The sequence below is a fragment of the Actinosynnema sp. NPDC037264 genome (assembly GCF_055603705.1).
The window spans coordinates 1-18,437 of the sequence record NZ_JBVJVK010000035.1; the positions used below are offsets into that span (position 1 = coordinate 1).

At 72.5% G+C, this 18,437-nt stretch carries 21 protein-coding genes; 6 read left to right on the forward strand and 15 right to left on the reverse strand.

Annotated features, from left to right (window positions below):
- Positions 1-138 precede the first annotated feature (138 nt).
- Positions 139-663 (reverse strand): hypothetical protein, encoded by a 525-nt coding sequence (locus ACZ7GX_RS29960; RefSeq protein WP_498781478.1) that lies wholly within the window; start codon positions 661-663, stop codon positions 139-141.
- 137 nt (positions 664-800) lie between these two features.
- Between ACZ7GX_RS29960 and ACZ7GX_RS29965 the strand changes: the two genes are divergently transcribed.
- The 4 genes from ACZ7GX_RS29965 to ACZ7GX_RS29980 all read left to right on the forward strand — a co-directional run bounded on the left by ACZ7GX_RS29965 (position 801) and on the right by ACZ7GX_RS29980 (position 3,555).
- Positions 801-1,520, forward strand: a complete 720-nt coding sequence (locus ACZ7GX_RS29965; RefSeq protein ID WP_498781479.1) for a thymidine kinase — start codon at positions 801-803, stop codon at positions 1,518-1,520.
- A 70-nt stretch (positions 1,521-1,590) separates the two neighbouring features.
- The gene (locus ACZ7GX_RS29970; RefSeq protein ID WP_498781480.1) at positions 1,591-2,184 is read left to right on the forward strand and encodes a helix-turn-helix domain-containing protein; all 594 of its coding nucleotides are present in this window, start codon (positions 1,591-1,593) and stop codon (positions 2,182-2,184) included.
- An 85-nt stretch (positions 2,185-2,269) separates the two neighbouring features.
- Complete coding sequence (locus ACZ7GX_RS29975; protein ID WP_498781579.1) at positions 2,270-2,740, forward strand: NUDIX hydrolase; 471 nt, start codon at positions 2,270-2,272, stop codon at positions 2,738-2,740.
- A gap of 470 nt (positions 2,741-3,210) precedes the next feature.
- A complete protein-coding gene (locus ACZ7GX_RS29980; protein WP_053722354.1) occupies positions 3,211-3,555 on the forward strand; it encodes an RNA polymerase-binding protein RbpA in 345 nt (114 codons plus the stop codon).
- Positions 3,556-3,620: 65 nt separating this feature from the next.
- On the opposite strand, the gene ACZ7GX_RS29985 is transcribed toward ACZ7GX_RS29980, so the two are convergent.
- Genes ACZ7GX_RS29985 through ACZ7GX_RS29995 form a run of 3 tightly spaced genes read right to left on the reverse strand, consistent with a single transcriptional unit; the run spans position 3,621 to position 7,052 of the window.
- Positions 3,621-4,415 (reverse strand): polyprenol monophosphomannose synthase, encoded by a 795-nt coding sequence (locus ACZ7GX_RS29985; RefSeq protein WP_498781483.1) that lies wholly within the window; start codon positions 4,413-4,415, stop codon positions 3,621-3,623.
- The gene (gene lnt, locus ACZ7GX_RS29990; RefSeq protein WP_498781485.1) at positions 4,390-5,997 is read right to left on the reverse strand and encodes an apolipoprotein N-acyltransferase; all 1,608 of its coding nucleotides are present in this window, start codon (positions 5,995-5,997) and stop codon (positions 4,390-4,392) included. Before lnt ends, ACZ7GX_RS29985 begins: the two co-directional genes overlap by 26 nt.
- Before the next feature lie 23 nt (positions 5,998-6,020).
- Positions 6,021-7,052 (reverse strand): MrcB family domain-containing protein, encoded by a 1,032-nt coding sequence (locus ACZ7GX_RS29995; RefSeq protein WP_498781487.1) that lies wholly within the window; start codon positions 7,050-7,052, stop codon positions 6,021-6,023.
- Between the two features lie 152 nt (positions 7,053-7,204).
- Here ACZ7GX_RS29995 and ACZ7GX_RS30000 point away from each other — a divergent pair, with 152 nt between their 5' ends.
- On the forward strand, positions 7,205-7,390 hold the full coding sequence (locus ACZ7GX_RS30000; protein WP_498781489.1) for a PspC domain-containing protein: 186 nt from the start codon (positions 7,205-7,207) through the stop codon (positions 7,388-7,390).
- Here ACZ7GX_RS30000 and ACZ7GX_RS30005 read toward each other — a convergent pair.
- Complete coding sequence (locus ACZ7GX_RS30005) at positions 7,384-8,130, reverse strand: TetR/AcrR family transcriptional regulator (RefSeq protein ID WP_498781490.1); 747 nt, start codon at positions 8,128-8,130, stop codon at positions 7,384-7,386. The two genes, ACZ7GX_RS30000 and ACZ7GX_RS30005, sit on opposite strands and share 7 nt — an antisense overlap.
- 10 nt (positions 8,131-8,140) lie before the next feature.
- Positions 8,141-8,506, reverse strand: a complete 366-nt coding sequence (locus ACZ7GX_RS30010) for a GntR family transcriptional regulator (protein ID WP_498781491.1) — start codon at positions 8,504-8,506, stop codon at positions 8,141-8,143.
- Positions 8,507-8,601: 95 nt separating this feature from the next.
- Between ACZ7GX_RS30010 and ACZ7GX_RS30015 the strand changes: the two genes are divergently transcribed.
- Positions 8,602-9,030 carry a hypothetical protein gene (locus tag ACZ7GX_RS30015; protein ID WP_498781493.1) on the forward strand — a complete coding sequence of 143 codons (429 nt, stop codon included), beginning with the start codon at positions 8,602-8,604 and terminating at the stop codon, positions 9,028-9,030.
- Positions 9,031-9,077: 47 nt separating this feature from the next.
- Here ACZ7GX_RS30015 and kal read toward each other — a convergent pair whose 3' ends face one another.
- The 9 genes from kal to ACZ7GX_RS30060 form a co-directional block, all read right to left on the reverse strand.
- Entirely contained in the window at positions 9,078-9,470 is a 393-nt protein-coding gene (gene kal, locus ACZ7GX_RS30020; RefSeq protein ID WP_498781494.1) for a 3-aminobutyryl-CoA ammonia lyase, read from the reverse strand.
- Entirely contained in the window at positions 9,467-10,252 is a 786-nt protein-coding gene (gene kamE / locus ACZ7GX_RS30025; protein ID WP_498781496.1) for a lysine 5,6-aminomutase subunit beta, read from the reverse strand. Before kamE ends, kal begins: the two co-directional genes overlap by 4 nt.
- Positions 10,249-11,817, reverse strand: coding sequence for a lysine 5,6-aminomutase subunit alpha (gene kamD, locus ACZ7GX_RS30030; RefSeq protein WP_498781498.1), 1,569 nt, complete (start codon positions 11,815-11,817; stop codon positions 10,249-10,251). The genes kamE and kamD overlap by 4 nt, the downstream gene beginning before the upstream one ends.
- Before the next feature lie 5 nt (positions 11,818-11,822).
- Entirely contained in the window at positions 11,823-12,626 is an 804-nt protein-coding gene (locus ACZ7GX_RS30035; RefSeq protein WP_498781500.1) for a sigma factor-like helix-turn-helix DNA-binding protein, read from the reverse strand.
- Between the two features lies 1 nt (position 12,627).
- Positions 12,628-14,217 (reverse strand): amidohydrolase, encoded by a 1,590-nt coding sequence (locus tag ACZ7GX_RS30040; protein WP_498781501.1) that lies wholly within the window; start codon positions 14,215-14,217, stop codon positions 12,628-12,630.
- Positions 14,214-15,230, reverse strand: coding sequence for an L-erythro-3,5-diaminohexanoate dehydrogenase (kdd, locus tag ACZ7GX_RS30045; protein ID WP_498781503.1), 1,017 nt, complete (start codon positions 15,228-15,230; stop codon positions 14,214-14,216). Before kdd ends, ACZ7GX_RS30040 begins: the two co-directional genes overlap by 4 nt.
- Before the next feature lie 158 nt (positions 15,231-15,388).
- A complete protein-coding gene (locus ACZ7GX_RS30050) occupies positions 15,389-16,870 on the reverse strand; it encodes a tripartite tricarboxylate transporter permease (protein WP_498781504.1) in 1,482 nt (493 codons plus the stop codon).
- Positions 16,863-17,393 carry a tripartite tricarboxylate transporter TctB family protein gene (locus ACZ7GX_RS30055; protein WP_498781505.1) on the reverse strand — a complete coding sequence of 177 codons (531 nt, stop codon included), beginning with the start codon at positions 17,391-17,393 and terminating at the stop codon, positions 16,863-16,865. Before ACZ7GX_RS30055 ends, ACZ7GX_RS30050 begins: the two co-directional genes overlap by 8 nt.
- Positions 17,390-18,367, reverse strand: a complete 978-nt coding sequence (locus ACZ7GX_RS30060) for a Bug family tripartite tricarboxylate transporter substrate binding protein (RefSeq protein WP_498781507.1) — start codon at positions 18,365-18,367, stop codon at positions 17,390-17,392. Before ACZ7GX_RS30060 ends, ACZ7GX_RS30055 begins: the two co-directional genes overlap by 4 nt.
- Positions 18,368-18,437: the final 70 nt, after the last annotated feature.

An 18,437-nucleotide genomic window follows, 5' to 3' on the forward strand; every position in this document is an offset into this window, starting at 1 on the left:
TGTTTTTTTTTTTTTTCTTTTTTTTTTTTTTCTTCCCCTTCTTTTTTTTTTTGGGGTTTTGTTTGTAGTCCTTCTTTTTTTGGTTTTGTGGGTCTTTTCCCCCCCCCCCCCCCCCCCCCCCCCACCCGCGGGTGCCGCCTACTCGCAGCGCGCCGCGGTCACACCCCAGTACAGCAACGTCGACGTGGACGCGGTGGTGCCCCAGTACCGCCACGTCGTGCCGAACGACGAGCGGCTGCCGACGTGACTGTAGGAGGTGTTGCCCGCGGTGAACGCCGCCGTGCCGCAGCGCAGGTCGAACGACGTCAGCGTGTCCTCCGCGGTGCGGGTGAGGTCCACCTGGGCGGTGGCGGTGCCGTCGGGGTTGCAGCGCACCGCGTAGGCGGAGTCGTAGACGGGGAACACCAGGCCGCCGTTGGCCCGGTAGGTGACGTGCCAGATCCGGTAGCTGCCGAGGCCGGCCATCGCCGAGCCGACGTAGTTGTGGAAGTAGGTGCCGACAGGCTCGAGGTAGCCGTTGCCGTTCGGCGCCCACTTGAGCGTTTCGATCGTGGTGGTCGACGTGCACGCCCCGGCGGGCGCGGCACCGGCGGTACCCGGTGACGACACGGCGAGCCCCAGCACCACCAGGGGTAACGCGAGCAACGCGACGATCCTGCGCATGACTCCTCCTCGGACGTCGTCGGCCGGCCCGGCGCGGACGGCCGCGGTGTCGGGCCGCCCCGGGCGGGGCGACTCCGTCCACCGCACGGAGGAGGTCGCGGCGGCCCCGCTGATACCGCGCACTAGGGTGGCCCGCCGTGGAACCGATCATCCCCGCCCCGGACCCGACCGACGCGCTGTCCTCCGTGCCCGCAGCCGGGGTCGGCCGCGGCCTGCCGCCCACCGGGAGGCTGAGGTTCTTCTTCGGGCCCATGGACTGCGGCAAGTCGACGCTGGCCCTGCAGATCGACCACAACCAGGCCCGCCAGGGCCGCCGCGGGCTGCTGCTGGTGCGCCACGACCGCTCCGGCACGCCCACCATCTCCAGCCGCATGGGCCTGGTCCGCCACGCGCTGGAGGTCCACGAGGAGATGGACCTGTGCGCGCTGGTGCGGGAGCACTGGTCGCGGGGCAGCCGGGTCGACTACGTCATCGTCGACGAGGCCCAGTTCCTCTCCGCCGAGCAGGTCGACCAGCTCGCCGAGCTCGCCGACGACGCCCACCTCGAGGTCTACTGCTTCGGCCTGGCCACCGACTTCCGCAGCTGCCTGTTCCCGGGTTCGCAGCGGCTGTTCGAGCTGGCCGACGAGCTCAACGCGATCCAGGTCGAGGTGCTGTGCTGGTGCGGGCGCCCGGGCCGGTTCAACGCCCGCGTCCACGACGGCGACGTGGTGCGCGCCGGGGACACCGTGCTGGTCGCCGACACGGTCGCCGCGGACACCGTGGAGGTCCGCTACCAGGTGCTGTGCCGCACGCACTACCGCACCGGCGACCTCGGCCCGCACACCGTGAACGGCCGGCAGCTCAGCCTCACCTGACCCGGCTGGACGTCCACCCTCCCGTCGTCCCACAATGGCAATCCCTGTTGCCGATCCCGGGACGACACGCATGAGCGACGCGGGCGACACCGCCGACGACCCGACCGACGAGGTGCTGGACAAGGTCGGCGAGCGGCTGCGCCACATCCGCACGAGCCGGGGCGCGACGCTGGCCGACCTGGCGGAGGCGACGGGGATCTCCAAGAGCACCCTGTCGCGCCTGGAGTCGGGGCAGCGGCGGCCGAGCCTGGAGCTGCTGCTGCCGATCGCGCGGGCGCACCGCGTGCCGCTGGACGAGCTGGTGGGCGCGCCGCCGGTGGGCGATCCGCGGATCAGGCCGGTGCCGGTGCGCCGCAACGGCATGACGGTGCTCCCGCTGACCCAGCAGCCGGGCGGCCTGCAGGCGTTCAAGATGATCATCCCCGATCGGGGCGAGCCGGATCCGCGCACGCACACCGGCTACGAGTGGCTCTACGTGCTGTCGGGGCGGCTGCGGCTGATCCTGGCCGACCACGACGTGGTGCTGGGGCCCGGCGAGGCGGCGGAGTTCGACACGCGGCTGCCGCACTGGTTCGGGCCGGCGGGTCCGGAGCCGGTGGAGATCCTGAGCCTGTTCGGCAAGCAGGGCGAGCAGATCCACATGCGCACCCGGCGCAGGACGTGACGGGCGGGAACGGTCACACTGTGCGCATGAGGACTGCGTGCGCCGGGACCGGTCGGGTGGGCGGGTGCGGGACGGGGCGTCGGTCGTGACGGGCGGGCGCAGTGCCGGGATCCTGCTGCACCGGGTGGTCGACGGCGGGCGGCAGGTGCTGCTGGGCCACATGGGCGGCCCGTTCTGGGCGCGGCGGGACGAGGGCGCGTGGTCGATCCCCAAGGGCGAGCCGGAGGACGGGGAGGACCTGGAGGCGACCGCCCGCCGGGAGTTCGCCGAGGAGCTGGGGCTGCCGGTGCCCGAGGGCGAGCTGGTGCCGTTGGGCGAGGTCCGGCAGTCCGGCGGCAAGGTCGTGACCGCCTGGGCCCTGGAGGGCGACCTGGACCCCGACCGGGTGGTTCCGGGGACGTTCACCCTGGAGTGGCCGCGCGGGTCCGGAACGGTGCGCGAGTTCCCCGAGGTGGACCGGGTGGCCTGGTTTCCTCTGGTCGAGGCGCGGGTAAAGCTGGTGAAGGCCCAACGGGAGCTGCTCGACCGACTCGCCGAAAAGCACTCTTTCGAGTGACACTGAAGTCATCGATCGGATAAAGCGTCCGATTGGACGTTTGGGTGCGGTCCGGACGGGTGATTCATCCTCATGTCCGCCACCGAGCACACTCGACCGGCCACCCAGCGTGGCGACCTCCCCCGAACTTCGTGAAATAACTTTGCGTAACCGTAACCATGACGGACGTCACTACCGGCGAGTTAAACCCGCCGTAACGTCGCCCTGCGTGGTCGGTCTAAGCTGTCGCAGCCGCACGACTTCTGCCAGGACTACTCCATCGGTGTGATGGAGTCGCCCGGTAGCTTGATAACGCGTCACGATCCGGCCGCGATTGCATCCCTTAGGAGGAAGCCTTCGTTGACGGGTGAAAGACGTCACTGTGGGCGACGATGACCGTGAAGCCGGGAACGAACGGAGCAGTCCGATCGTTGCACTCGGTGAGCAACAAGCCTGGGCCCCGGCCCTGAGCCGAGCGAAAGGACACCGCCATGGCCGACCGCGTTCTACGGGGTAGCCGGCTCGGAGCAGTCAGCTACGAGACCGACCGCAATCACGACCTCGCCCCGCGCCGGTCGGTGCGGTACGCCTGCCCCAAGGGCCACGACTTCGAGGTCCCGTTCTCCGACGACGCCGAGATCCCCCACACCTGGGAGTGCCGCCTGCACGGCCAGGAGTCGAAGATCATCGACGGCGCCGAGCCGGAGGCGAAGAAGGTCAAGCCGCCGCGCACGCACTGGGACATGCTCCTGGAGCGGCGCACGATCCCGGAGCTCGAAGAGCTGCTGGACGAGCGGCTGGAGGAGCTGAAGGGGCGGCGCACCCGCACCGCCTGACCGCGTCGACGTGCGAAGGGGCCCACCGGATCTCTCCGGTGGGCCCCTTCGGCGTGCGCGGGGGTCTAGCGGTTGCTGGGGGTCTTGGTCTTCTTGGGGGCGAGCAGGTCCCGCAGCTGGGTGCCGCGGCGGCGCAGGCCCCACTTGGTGACGCGGACGAGCGCTTCGCGGACGATGTCGCCGCTCATCTTCGACACGCCGATCTCACGCTCGGTGAACGTGATGGGCACCTCGACGACCCGGTAGCCGAGTTCGATGGTGCGCCAGGCGAGGTCGATCTGGAAGCAGTAGCCCGCGGAGGCGACGTTGTGGAGCTTGAGGTTGCGCAGCACGTCGGTGCGGTAGGCGCGGAAGCCCGCGGTGATGTCCTTGACCGACGCGCCGAGCGCGAGCCGCGAGTACAGGTTGGCGCCGCGGGAGAGGAACTCGCGCTTCTTGGGCCAGTTGACCACGGTGCCGCCGGGCACGTAGCGGGAGCCGATCACGAGGTCCGCGTCGTGCAGGGCGTCGAGCATGCGGGGCAGGTCCTCGGGGGCGTGGGAGCCGTCGGCGTCCATCTCCACGAGCACCTGGTAGCCGCGGTCGGTGCCCCAGCCGAAGCCGGCGATGTAGGCGGCGCCGAGGCCGGCTTTCTCCGTGCGGTGCAGCACGTGCACGCGGTCGTCGGCGGCGGCCATCTCGTCGGCCAGCTGTCCTGTGCCGTCGGGGCTGCCGTCGTCCACCACGAGGGCGTGCACGTCCGGCAGCGCGGTGTGCAGCCGCTGCACGATCTTCCCGATGTTGTCCCGCTCGTTGTAGGTCGGGATCACCACCAGCACCGGCCCGAGCTCGCGGTCAGGCTGCGCCTGCTGGTCCGCCATCCGTGTCCTCCTCGCCGACCCCCGCACCAGGGGTCGGACGCGTCCGTCGTCGTGTCACTGTCAAGGCGATCGCCACGGCCGTCAGGCCCAGAGCGGTCATCACCCACTCGGGCCATGCGCCGAGCCGGGTGGCCAGCGTAGCCTCCCCGCGCAGCGGGACCGTGGCCACCAGCGCGTCGGCGGTGAACAGGCCGGTCCGCTGGGTGACGGACCCGTCCGGCCGCACGATGGCGGACACGCCGCTCGTGGCGGAGACGATCACGGATTTGCCGTGTTCGACGGCGCGGACGCGGGACATGGCCAGTTGCTGGTAGGTCATCTCGGTGTAGCCGAAGGTGGCGTTGTTGGTGGGGATGGCGATGAGGTTCGCGCCTTCGGTGATCGAGTCGCGGACGACGCCGTCGAACGCGACCTCGTAGCAGGTGTCGATGGCGACCTTGGCGGGGCCCATGGTGAAGCCCTCGGGGTCGGTGCCGGGTTGGAAGGTGCCGGCGCGGTCGACGGTGTCGGTGAAGATCCGGAAGAACTCGCGGTAGGGCATGGTCTCGCCGAAGGGCTGCAGCTGCCGCTTGGTGTAGGTGTCGGTGGGGCCGACGCCGGGTTCGTAGAGCACGACGGTGTTGCGGGGCAGCTTGTCGTCGGGGTCGATGACGACGGCGCCGACGGCGACGGGCACGCCGATGGCCTCGGTGGCGCGCTGGATCTGGTTGGCGGCGTCGACGTTGCGGAAGGGGTCGATGTCGGAGGAGTTCTCCGGCCAGATGACCAGGTCGGGTTGTTCGGCGCGGCCGGCGCGGACGTCCTCGGCCAGTTGCAGGGTGCGGGCGACGTGGTTGTCGAGCACGGCGCGGCGCTGGGCGTTGAAGTCGAGGCCGGCGCGGGGCACGTTGCCCTGGACCGCGGCGACGGTGGCGACGCCCTGGTCGGGGTCGGTGTGCACGAAGGTCGTGGCGGCGATGCCGGCGGCGAGGGGCAGCACGAGGGCGGGCGCGCCGACGCGCCAGTCGCGGACGAGGTGGGCGGCGCCGAGGCCGGTGAGGGCGACGGCGAACCCGATCAGGGGCGCGCCGCCGAGGGAGGCCAGCGGCAGGTACCAGCCTTCGGGTTGGCCGAAGGCGATCTTGCCCCAGGGGAAGCCGCCGAAGGGCACGACGGCGCGCAGGGCCTCGTCGGCGACCCACACCAGCGCCATCCACAGCGGCGCGCCGGGCAGCCGGGACACCACCGCCATGACCGCGGTGCCGACGGCGACGAGGACCGCGCACAGCAGGGCGAGCGGGAGCCAGGCGATGAGGCCGACGAACTCGCCGGTCCAGCGCAGCAGGGGCGCCATGAACGCCAGTCCCCACACCAGGCCGAGGCCGAACCCGGCGCGGGCGCGGCGGCCGTGCAGGAGCAGGCCGAGGACGGCGAACCCGACGGGCGCGAGCCACCAGGTCGTGCGCGGGGGGAAGCTGAGGAACACCGCGGCCCCGCCGACGGCGGCCAGCAGGGTCCGCAGCAGCGTGCCGCGCACGTCCCGGCGGCGGGCGGGGGGCGTGTCGGCGACGGGTTGATCCGGCGTCACGGGGGCTGCGACCACCGGTTCAGCCTACGAGCCGCCGGTCACGACCCCGCACCCGGTCGTGACCCGCCACCGCCGCGCCCACCCGTGCGGTACCGGTAGGCCAGGGGCGTGAGGTCCTCCCCCGCCACCTTCCACGGCTGCACGACCCTCATGCGGCCGCCGGTGGCGCGTGGCGGTGTGGTGCTCCGGTCCAGTGCGATGTCGCCGACGACGACGAGCATGGTGTGCGGGTACCGGTCGGCGTTGAGCCGGACCTCGTCGCGGGTGAGGACGACCTCTTCGCCGCTCGAGGTGGTGCCCTTGACCTCGACGTAGAGCCGTTCGCCGGGTCGGGTGGCGTCGAGGTCGTAGGACTCGGTCGCGCCGACGTCGAGGACGGTGAAGCCCTGTGCCTCCAGGTAGCGGCGGGCGCGGGCCACGGCGTGGGTCTCGATCGCGGTGCGTTCGGCCTGGCCGAGCCCGAAGCCCTGGCCGGTGCCGCGGCGGCCGGCGGCGCGTGCGGCGGACGCGACGGCGTCGGCGACTTCGGGCGCCTGCTCGTCTCCGGGTGGGGTGGGGGTTTCTTCCACCTCGTGCAGCCGTCCCAGCACGGAGACGAGGAACCGCAGGTCGGTGTCGAGGACGTCGTCGGTCGGGAGGGCGTCGCGTCGGTAGTCGAACGCCGCCACGGTGCCGTGCTCGTAGCCTCGTGCCCGTTTGCCTCGGCTGCCCTTGAGCGCGATCGCGGGCAGCAGGTCGGGTCGTCTGGCCAGTTCGCGGGCGAGCGCCGCGCGGGCACGGTCGGCGCCGGCGCGCAGTTCGGCGACGGGCCGGTCGACGGGCGAGGTGCCGTTCCAGGTGGTGGTGCCCTGCATGAGGGTGAGGTAGACGCTCTCGCCGCGGGCGTCGAACAGGTACACGACGTACCAGCCGTCGCGGGGTGTGGGTGAGCGGCTCGCGGAGTGCACGCGGGCCCGCAGCCACGCGGTCATCCGGTCGCGGACGAGTTCGCCGCGGCGCCGCATCGTGTCGGTGTACTCGTCGGTGAATTCCCGTTGGGCGTCGAGCACGCCCTGTAAGACCTCGCGCACCCCCGAAGCATCACACGGACGGGTGACCGTGTGGGCGGGGGTGACGTGTGGGGACGTGCGGGGTTGCCCCGGGATTGGGTCGTGGCCGGTGGGGGTAGGAAATCAGGGTTCCCACCGATGTCCGGTGGCGTGAGCGCGGGGAGGGTGGAGGCATGACCACGTTGACCAGGCCTCAGGACCGGAAGATCATCGCGGGTGTGTGCGCGGGGCTGGCGGCCCGGTACGGGTGGCGGGCGAGCACGGTGCGGTGGGTGTTCGTGCTGTCGTGCCTGTTGCCGGGGCCGCAGTTCCTGATCTATCTGGCGTTGTGGGTGATGATGCCGAAGCGCCCCTACTGACGGCTGTCGACGAGGGCCTGGATGCCGTCCAGGACGCGGTCCAGGCCGAAGGTGAACGCGTGGTCGCCGTCGTAGGCGGCGCCGTGGGTCTGGCCGGCGGCGGCGCCGACGCGGGCGGCGACGGGGAACCGCGCGGGGTCCAGGACGCGGGCGAGCAGCGGCGCGGCGGTCTGCCACCACTGGTCGTCGGTGAGGCCGGTGCGGTCGCGGGTGCGGTCGGCGTCGACGGTGACCTGGACGGCGGCGCGGACGTGGGCCAGGACGAGGGTGAGGACGGAGTCCATCTCCAGGTCGGACAGGCCGATGCCGTCGACGGCGCGCAGTTCGTAGTCGTACTTGGCGACGACGTGGGGTCCGAGGACGGCGCGGTTGGCGGGGACCTGCAGCAGCCAGGGGTGGCGCAGGTGCAGGTCGCGGTTGTCGCGGGCGATGCGGGCGAGCCGGCCGCGCCACCCGCCGGGCACGTCGGCGGGCCGGGGTGTCTCGCCGTGCACGGCGTCGACCATGGCGTCGAGGAGTTCGGCTTTGCCGGGCACGTGGGTGTAGAGGGACATGGTGCCGACGCCGAGGGCGTCGGCGACGCGGCGCATGGACAGCGCGGCGAGTCCTTCGGTGTCGGCGAGGTGGACGGCGGCGGTGACGATGCGGTCGACGTCGAGGTCCTTGCGGCCGCGGTGGGCGCCGGTGCGCCACAGCACCGCGAGGGTCCGGGCGGGGTCGGCGGCGGGTTCGGTGGCCACGCGCGTCACCCTACGGGTGGTGGGTGTCGGTGAGGGCGGCGCGGACGATGTCGAGGGCTTCGTCGCCGGTGAGGCCCTGGTCGCGGGCGGTGGCGGCGTAGGCGCGGGCGGCGCGCAGGACGCGTTCCCGGCCGCGTTGCCCGGCGGCGCTGACGACGGTGCCGGCGCGGCCGCGGGTTTCGATGAGGCCGGCTTCCTCGAGTTCGCGGTAGGCGCGGGCGACGGTGTTGACGGCGAGGCCGAGGTCGGCGGCCAGGGCCCGCACGGTGGGCAGGCGGGTGCCGACGGCCAGGTCGCGGTCGGTGATCGCGCGGGCGAACTGGGACCGCACCTGTTCGTAGGGCGGCACGGGCGAGGCCGGGTCGATGCTGATCACGCGTCGATAGTGGCAGAGGGCGGGGTGCGGGCGCGTGCGGGCGTGCGGTGACGTCGGGTCGCCGGTCGGGCACGGGGCGTGGCAGGGTGGGGGGTGTGTTCCGCGGACCGCTGCTGCCGACCGTGGCCCTGGCGTTGGTCACGGGTGTGGTCGTGGCGGTGGCGTTGTTCGCGCCGGGCCGTCACGTCACGGGCACCCCGACGCCGCACTGCGCGGCGTTGCAGGTGTTGTTGGACAGCGACGAGGAGATGCGGCGGGTGGCGGGCGAGCTGCGCGGTGACCGTCGGGTGCGGGAGGTGCGCGACGAGCGGACGCAGGCGGACAACCACGCCCGGTTGACCGCGCAGTTGCGGGCCTCGGGCCGGGACGACCTGGCGGACGCGGCGCGGGTGGAGGGGACGCCGGCGTCGTTGCGGGTGGTGGAGGCGTTCGGGGTGGACGCCGGGGAGTTGGCCGAGGAGCTGCGGCTGGAGCACCGGGTGAACCTGGTGGACGTGTGCGCGGACCCCGAGGCCGGCGACTGACGGAACGCTCACCCGGCGTGGTCACCGAGGGTGGTCACCCACCGTGGTCATTGGGGTTTCTCGGGTGCGACGACGGTGCCGCGGGCGCGGGTGACGACGACGGGCGGGTCGAGGACGTCGGCGGCGGAGGGGCCGCGGTCGGGGGCGCTGCGGCACACGACGCGGGCTTCGAAGTCGATCTCGCGGGAGCGGGTTCCGACGCGGACGAGGGTGGCGGTGGCCTCGATGACGTCGCCTGCCTGGACGGGTGCGAGGAACTCGACGGCGGAGTAGGCGGCGAAGAGCCCTTCGTCGCCGTCGGTGCGGATGAGCAGTTCGGTGGCGACGTCGCCGAACAGGCCGAGTCCGTAGGCGCCGTCGACGAGGTTGCCGCCGTAGTGGGCGTGGGAGTGGGGCACGTAGCGGCGGTGGGTGACGGTGAATCCCTCGGTGAGGCTCACGCGTTCTCCTTGCGGGCGTCGGTGGTCCGCGCGGTCGCGGTCGGGGCGGTGGTGGTTTTGGTCCGGATGGCGTGGGTGAGGTAGCTGGCGACCTCGCCGGGTGTGGTGCCGCGGCCGAAGACGCGGTCCACGCCCAGCTCGGCGGCCATGAGCGGGTCGAAGCGGGGTCCGCCGGCGATGAGCAGCGGTCGCCGCTCCCCCATGGCCTCGCGGAACGCGGCGGACATCTCGCGGGTGTTGAGGAGGTGGGCGTCGCGTTGGGTGACGACCTGGGAGACGAGGACGGCGTCGGCTTTCTCGGCGCGGGCGCGGCGGACGAGTTCGGGCACGGAGACCTGCGCGCCGAGGTTCACGACCTTGAGCTCGCGGTAGTACTCGAGGCCTTTCTCGCCGGCGAAGCCCTTGATGTTGAGGATGGCGTCGATGCCGACGGTGTGGGCGTCGGTGCCGATGCAGGCGCCGACGACGACGAGTTTGCGGCGCAGGAGCTTCTTGAGGGCGGTGTTGATCTCGGCGGGGGTCAGCAGCGGGTACTCGCGTTCGACGACGCGCACGTCGTCGAGGTCGACGATGTGGCGGACGGAGCCGTAGACGACGAAGAAGGTGAAGTCGTCGCCGACGGGGTGGGAGTGCACGACCATGGCGGGGTCGATGCCCATCTTGTTCGCGAGTTGTTGCGCGGCGCCGTCGGCGTGGGGGCCGGCGGGGAGGGGCAGGGTGAACGAGGTCTGCACCATGCCGTCGCCGGTGGTGTCGCCGTAGGGGCGGACGTGGCGCTTCACGGGTGTGCCTCCAGCAGGTCCGCGGCCGGGTTGTGGTAGTCGTCGGCCTTGGACACGACGCCGTCGGCGCCCTTGCCGCCGTCGGCGGGGCGTTTCATGAGGCCGAAGGTGCCGTCGGCGATGGCGTCGAGCAGGCCGTCGTCGACGATGCGGGCGAGCAGGTCGACGGCGTCGCCGAGGACCTGGTGGGCGCGTTTGACGATGAGTCCGTCGGGGGCGGGCCGGAAGTCCTCGCGCAGTCCGCCGGCGGCGTCGAGGACGTAGCGGACGTTGCGCAGGGCGAGGTCGCGGTCGGACAGGAACGGGGTGACGACGGCTTCGGTCATCATGCCGACGAGCAGGATGGACTGGCCGGTGAGCAGGCCGGCGAGGTTGAAGAACCCGTCGAGCAGGTAGCCGTGGAACACGTCGCCGGTCATGTGCTTGGTGGGCGGCATCCACTTCAGCGGCGCGTCGGGGAACAGTTCGCGGGCCAGCAGGGCGTGGGCGAGTTCGAGGCGGAACGACTCGGGCACGGCGGGGTTGATCTCGAAGGCGTGGCCGAGGCCGAGGAGGTGGTCGGGCAGGCCTGCTTCGTGGGCGAAGTGCTCGTTGAGCAGCTGGGACACGGTGACGGTGTGCGCGGCGTCGACGGCGTCGGCGGTGGTGAGGTAGTTGTCCTCGCCGGTGTTGATGACGATGCGGGCGCGGGCGTGGACCTGGCGGGAGAACCGCTGGTCGACGAAGGTGCGGATCGGGTTGATGTCGCGGAACAGGATGCCGTACATGGAGTCGTTGAGCATCATGTCGAGGCGTTGCAGGCCGGCGAGGACGGCGATCTCGGGCATGCACAGCCCGGAGGCGTAGTTGGTGAGCCGCACGTACCGGCCGACCTCGTGGGACACCTCGTCCAGGGCCGCGCGCATGATGCGGAAGTTCTCCTGGGTGGCGTAGGTGCCGGCGAAGCCGTGGTGGGTGGCGCCTTCGGGGACGTAGTCGAGCAGGGACTGGCCGGTGGAGCGGATGACGGCGATGATGTCGGCGCCGGCGCGGGCGGCGTTGCGGGCCTGCACGACGTCCTCGTCGATGTCGCCGGTGGCGACGATGAGGTAGATCCAGGGGCGTCGGGGCGGGTCGCCGAGTTTGGCGACGAGCTTGTCGCGTTGGGCGCGGTTGCGGTCGACGGTGCGCAGGCCCTTGGTGACGGCGGCGGTGGCGGCTTTGCGCGCGCGTTCCCGGTCGCGGCCGGTGGGGAGGGTGTAGCGGACCTGTCCGGCGGCGGTGGCCTCGGCCAGGTCGGTGAGGGTGGCGAGGTCGTGCTCGCGCAGGGCGTGGAAGACGGGCAGCGTGACGCCGTGTTCGAGGCCGCAGTGCTCGCGGACGGTGTCGACGACGCGGTTGACCCAGGGGACGTCGCCGGCGCGGTGGGTGGTGTCGGCGCCGGTGATGCCGGCCAGGCGGAGCGTGGCGCGCTCGACCGCCACCGTGGTGTGGGCCCGGGCGAGGGCCACCACCGGTTCGGCGGCGCGGGCGGCGAGTTCGCGCGCCGTAGCGACCACCTTCGGGTCGAGGTCGAGCAACGCCATCTGCTTCACTCCTGTTCTTCGGGGTCGGTCAGCCTGCGGATCTCCGCGCGTGCGCGCGCGAGCTGCGGGTACACGGCGGACGGGGAGATGCCGAGCGTCGCCGCGACCTCGGCCACGGACAGGCCCTCGATCTCGCGCAGCACGTAAACGGCGCGCAGGGTGGGCCGCAGCCGCTCCAGGGCCCGGGTCTCGGCGTCGGTGAGGGCTTGCGGCGGCCCTCCGCCCACGGTCGGCGGCAGGAGCGGCGTGGCGCGCCGGAGTCCGCGGGTCAGTTCGAGGATCTCGTCGAGCAGGTCGCGGTCGGAGCGGACCGGCCCGTGGCCGGGTGCGGTGGCGCGGAAGTCGGCCACCGTGGCGGTGAAGTCGTCCCACTCGCGGTCGAGGAACCTGCCCAGCCTCTGCGCGGGCAGCGGCTCGGGCAGTGCGGCGTTGACCGCGTCGAGCAGGGCGAGGATCTCGGTTTTCTCGCCCGCGTCGACGGCCTGGAACTGGCTGAGCGGGCCGGTGACGTCGGTCTTGGCGAGGTCGAGCAGCAGCGGGACGACCTTGGCCTGGCCGACGCTCTTGGAGATGGCGCCTGCTTCGAAGTTGATCCAGGGCGAGTGCTGGTTGGCCGCCGACAGCACGACGATCCCGAACGAGGTCCCTTCCAGGGCACCGGCGAGTTCGGCCATGCTCGGCGAGCCCTTGGCGATGTCCTTGTCCGACATCCACGGCTTGACGGCCTGGACGACCAGTTGCAGCCATTCGCGCAGGAACAGCGCGAACCGCCGTTCCGCCTCCCCCGACCAGGAGATGAAGACCTTCACCTCACGCCTCCCGGTCGTAGACGGTGCGGCCGCGCAGGACGGTGCGCAGGCACGTGGGCGCGGGGCCGTCGAGGGCGGGCAGGGCGGGGACGCGGGAGCGCGGGTCGGTGGACCAGCGCTGCACGCGGCTGTCGGGGGCGGCGACCTCCAGCTCCCCCGCCTCCCACACGGCGTAGGTGGCGGGCGCGCCGGGTTGCAGGGTGCCGGTGACGCCGTCGTCGACGCCGGCGGCGCGCCAGCCGCCGCGGGTGTGGGCGTTGAACGCGGCTCGCGGGGAGAGGCCGTGGCCGTCGGTGCGGTGGTGGACGGCGGCCTTGATCGCGGCCCACGGGTCGACGGCGGTGACGGGGGCGTCGGAGCCCAGGGCGAGGATCATGCCGGCGGCGGCGAGGCGGGAGAACGGGTTGAGCGCGGTGCCCCGTTCGACGCCGAGCCGTCGGGCGTACATGCCGTCGGTTCCGCCCCATTCGTGGTCGAACAGGGGTTGCACGGAGGCGACGACGCCCCAGGAGGCCAGCCGCGCGGCCTGCTCGCCGGTGATCATCTCCAGGTGTTCGAGGCGGTGCCGGCGGGCGGCGAGGGCCGGGGCGCCGACGATCGCGGCGGCCCGGGCGAAGCCGTCGACGACGGTGGCGACGGCGGCGTCGCCGATGACGTGGAACCCGCCCTGCAGGCCGGCGCGGGTGCAGGCGACGAGGTGTTCGGCGACGGCGTCGGCGTCGAGGTAGAGGGCGCCGGTGGTGTCGGCGTCGGCGTAGGGCTCGCACAGCGCGGCGGTGCGGGAGCCCAGGGCGCCGTCGACGAACAGGTCGCCGGCCAGGCCGCGCACGGGCAGGTCGACCGGGTCGAGGCCGCCCCAGTAGCCGGCGACGTCGAGCAGGTCGGTGGCGAGCAGGTCGGCGAGGTCGTCGCGGCCGGAGATGTCGGGTCCGGCGCATTCGTGCACCGACGCGATGCCGCGTGCCGCGGCGTGCTGAAGGAATGCCCGTTGGGCGGCGCGGCGCCGGTCGACGGGGATGGCGTCCTTCGCGGCCCGGCGCACGTGGTGGTGCGCGGCGCGCGAGAGGGGCCCGTCGGGGTGCCAGCCGTCGGCGCCGCGGGCGTCGGGGGCGAGGTCGAGCAGCGCGGTGGAGGCCAGCGCGGAGTGCACGTCGATGCGGGACAGGTAGACCCGGGCGCCGCGGGCGGCGTCGTCGAGTTCGGCCCGGGTCGGCGGCCGGTTCTCCGGCCAGCGGGTCTCGTCCCAGCCGTGCCCCCAGACCAGGGGGCCGTCGGCGGCGCGCACGGCGTCGAGCAGCTCGGTCAGCGACCGGCAGCCGGTGAGGTCCAGGCCGGTGAGCAGCAGCCCGGCGGAGGTGGCGTGCACGTGGGCGTCGACGAACGCCGGGGCGACGAACGCGCCGGCCAGGTCGACGACCTCGGCGTCGGGGTGCAGGGCGCGGCCCGCGCCGTCCTGGCCGAGCCACACCACGGTGCCGTCGGTGATCGCCATCGCGGTGGCGTCGGGAGCGGTCGGGGAGTGGATGCGCCCGCCCACGAGCAGGCGCGTCGACGGGTGCGTCGACGCCGGGTCGCCGTTCACTGTAGTCACGCCTGCCGAGTCTGCCGGTGCTCGAACAGGGCCCGCACGGCAGGTTCGCCGCGCAGCAGGTCCAGGGCGAACGCGGCGTGACCCGGCACGTAGCCGTTGCCGACGAGCATCTCCACGTCGGCGGCGAGCCCTTCGGCGCCCAGCGCGGCGGCGGGGAACGACGTGGCCATGGAGAAGAACACCACGGTGCCGCCGTCGGCGGTGGCCAGGATCGCGCCGTGCTCGCAGCCGGGCACGTCCACGCACACCACGGTCACGTCCACGCGGTCGCCGACCGCCTCGGCCACCGCGACGGGGTCGCGGGCGTCGGCGACGACCACCCGGTCGGCCAGGCCCGCGGCGCGCACGGCGTCGGCCTCGCCCGCGGTCGGCACCAGGGCGACGAGCAGGGACGCGCCGGCGCGGCGGGCGGCGGCCAGCGACAGCGACCCCGACTTGCCGCCGCCGCCCAGGACCAGCACCGACGGCGCGTCCCGGCGGCGCACGACCCGGTCGGTCAACGTGGGCGCGCCGCACACGTCCAGCACCGACAGGGCCAGCGGTTCGGGTAGGTCGTCGGGCAGCACGGCGGCGATGGAGCGGCCGAACAGCACCGCGGTGCCCTCGCACGGCGCCTGCTCGTCGGCGCCGTCCCACGCGGCGAGGCCGTCGGTGATGCGCAGCGGCGTGAGGGTGAGCGACACCAGGGTCGCGATCCGGTCGCCCACGCGCAGGCCCAGCGGCGAGTCGGGGCCGACCTCGCGGACCGTGCCCAGCAGCATGCCGCCCGATCCGGTGACGGGGTTCTGCATCTTGCCGCGGTCGGCGACGATGTCCAGCACGGCGCGGCGGACGCCGTCGACGCCGTGCCGCTCGCGCAGCTGCCGGTAGGAGGCGGCGTCGAGGTTGAGCCGGGTGACGTCGACGAGGACCTCGTCGGGCCCGCACACGGGGGTGGCGTCCAGCCGGAGGGCCTGCTGCGGCAGCACCCCGGCGGGTTCGAGGACGCGGTGCAGCCCGTACGGCGACGTCATGGAAATCCTCCGGTCGACAGGCGTCTGGACCGGGATATCTTCACGTGAACGGGCGAGATTCCGCAAGGGACACGCTCCGGGGGTGGTGCGGGGCCGAACACGACCGTGCCCGGCCCCAGGGGTGGGATCGCCCCTGGGGCCGGGCACGCGGACGACGGTCAGGCCCGGCGACGGACCCGCGACACCACCGCCGCCAGCAGCGCCACCGCCAACAGCCCGTAGGCCACCGCCGCGAACGGGCTGGTCACCAACGCCGCCGGGTCGCCCTCGCTGATCTGCAACGTGCGGCGCACCTGCTCCTCGGCCATCGGACCCAGGATCAGCCCCACCACCAACGGCGCCACCGGATAGCCGTGCCGCCGCATGAACAACCCCGCCACCCCGATGACCAGCAGCACCACCAGGTCGTCCACCACGAAGTTCACCGCGTAGGTGCCCAACGCCGCGAACAGCAGGATCCCCGCGTACAGGTAGGGCCGCGGGATCTGCAGCACCTTCACCCAGATCTTCACCAACGGCAGGTTCAGCACCAGCAGCATCACGTTGCCGATGTACAGCGACGCGATCAACGCCCACACCAGCGCCGAGTCGTTGGTGAACAGCAGCGGACCCGGCTGGATGCCGTAGCTCTGGAACCCGGCCACGATCACCGCCGCCGTCGCCGTGGTCGGCAACCCCAGCGTCAGCAGCGGCACCAGCACCCCGGCCGCCGCGGCGTTGTTCGCCGCCTCCGGCCCCGCCACACCCTCGATCGCGCCCTTCCCGAACTCCTCCGGCCGCTTGGACAGCTTCTTCTCCGCCGCATACGACAGGAACGTGGACACGTCGGCGCCGCCCGCGGGGATCGTGCCGATCGGGAACCCGATCGCGGTGCCGCGCAGCCACGGCTTCCACGACCGCCGCCAGAACTCGCCGGTCATCCACTTCCCGCCCACCGGCACCACCTCGACCGGGCCGTGCCGCAGCCGCGCCGCCACGTACAGCGCCTCGCCGACCGCGAACACCCCCACCGCGACCACCACCACGTCGACGCCGTCGGACAACGTCGGCACACCCAGCGTGAACCGCTGCTGCCCCGTCAACGTGTCCGTGCCCACCAGGCCGATGAACAGGCCCAGCCCCAACGACGCCAACCCGCGCACCGGCGACGCGCCCAGCAGCGCCGCCACCGTCGTGAACGCCACCACCATCAACGCCACGTAGTCCGCCGGACCCAGCCGCACCGCCAGCTCCGCGATGCCCGGCGCCACCGCGGTGAGCAGGATCGTCGCGATCGTGCCCGCGACGAACGACCCGATCGCCGCCGTCGCCAACGCCGCCGCGCCCCGCCCGGCGCGCGCCATCCGGTTGCCCTCCAGCGCCGTCACCACCGACGACGACTCGCCCGGCGTGTTGAGCAGGATCGACGTGGTCGACCCGCCGTACATGCCGCCGTAGTAGATGCCCGCGAAGATGATCAACGCGGCGGTCGGCTCCAGCGAGTACGTCAACGGCAGCAACAACGCCACCGTCATCGCCGGGCCGATGCCCGGCAACACCCCGACCGCGGTGCCCAGGGTGACACCCAGCAGGGCGTAGAGCAGGTACTCGGGCTGCGCGGCGGTCGCGAAACCCTCCAGCAGAGCGGTCAGGCTACCCATCGAGCAACGGCACCCCCTCCAACACCCCGGCCGGCAGCGACAACCCCAGCCCCGACGCGAACAGCGCCTGCACCACCAGCGCCAACACCACCGCGACGACCAGCGCCTTCCACCACACCGCGCCCAACGACCACGCCGCGCCGAAGAACAGCACCACCGCCGCCACCGGCCACCCGGCCACGTCGATCAACACCAGGTGCGCCACCAGCACCGCGACCAGCTTCGCCACCGTCACCCAGTCCGTGCGCACGGTGGAGTCCACGTCCTCCGCGTCCTCCGCCGCGCCCAACCGGCCACGCAGGGTGGCCACGATCGTGGCCACCCCCGTCGCCACCAGCAACGCCCCCACCGCGTACGGGAACGCGCGCGGCCCCACCGCGCCCAGCGAACCCCGCGTCGCGATCGTGGTCGCGTCCACCAGCGTGAACACGCCCAACGCCACCACCAGGCCGGCGAAGACGTACTCCTCCACCTTCGCCGACCGCGCCGCCCCCGGCGCCGGGTTCGTGTCCGCAGACGTCACTTGACCAGGCCGATCTCCTGCAACACCGGCTTGATCCGGCCGATCTCCATGGTCAGGAACGTGGAGAAGTCGTGCCCGGTCTGGAACGTGTCCGTCCAGCCCTTCTTCGCCAACTCCTCCTGCCACTGCGGACTCGCGTGCATGTCCGTCACCACCTTGACCAGCCGGTCCTTCGCCGCCACCGAGATCGACCCCGGCGCCACCACCCCACGCCAGTTGATCAGCTCCACGCCCGTGCCCAGCTTCTTGAACGTCGGCACCTTCAACTCCGGGTGCTCCTTCGGCCCCGACGTGCCCAACGCCCGCAGCTTGCCCGCCTTGATCTGCTCCACGTACTCGCCCACACCCGAGATCCCGGCGTCGACCTTCCCGCCCAACAACGCCGCCAACGACTCACCACCACCCGAGTACGGCACGTAGTTCAACTTCGCCGGATCGATCTCCAACGCCTGCAACAACATCCCCGCCAGGATGTGGTCCGTGCCGCCCGCCGAACCACCGGTGATCGTCACACCCTGGCCCTTGGCGTCCACCGCCGCCAACAAATCCTCGATCGTCCGATACGGCGAATCGGCGGGCACGACCACCACCTCGTCCTCCGCGGTCAACCGCGCGATCGGCGTCGTGTCCTCCAACCGCTTGTCCACCCCGTTGGTCTCCACCGCGCCGACCATCACCAGCCCGGTCACCATCAGGAAGCTCTCCGACCGCTCGGTCGCCAACTTCTGCAACCCCACCGTGCCGCCCGCGCCACCGACATTGCTCACCTGCACCGAATCGGCCAGCCCCGCCCCGTCGATCGCCGCCTGCATCGCCCGCGCCGTCTGATCCCACCCACCCCCCGGATCCGCCGGCGCCATGATCTCCAACCTGCCGATGTCGTCGCCCTTCGCGCCGCCACCGCCCCCACACCCCGCGAGCACCAGGCCCGCGGCGGCCACCGCCGCGAGAAGTCGGGTGTGCCGTCCAGCCATCGGGTCCTCCACGTTCGCAAACCACCACCGCAGCACTGTCGCTCCAGTGGGCCGGAACGGTAGGAGCACA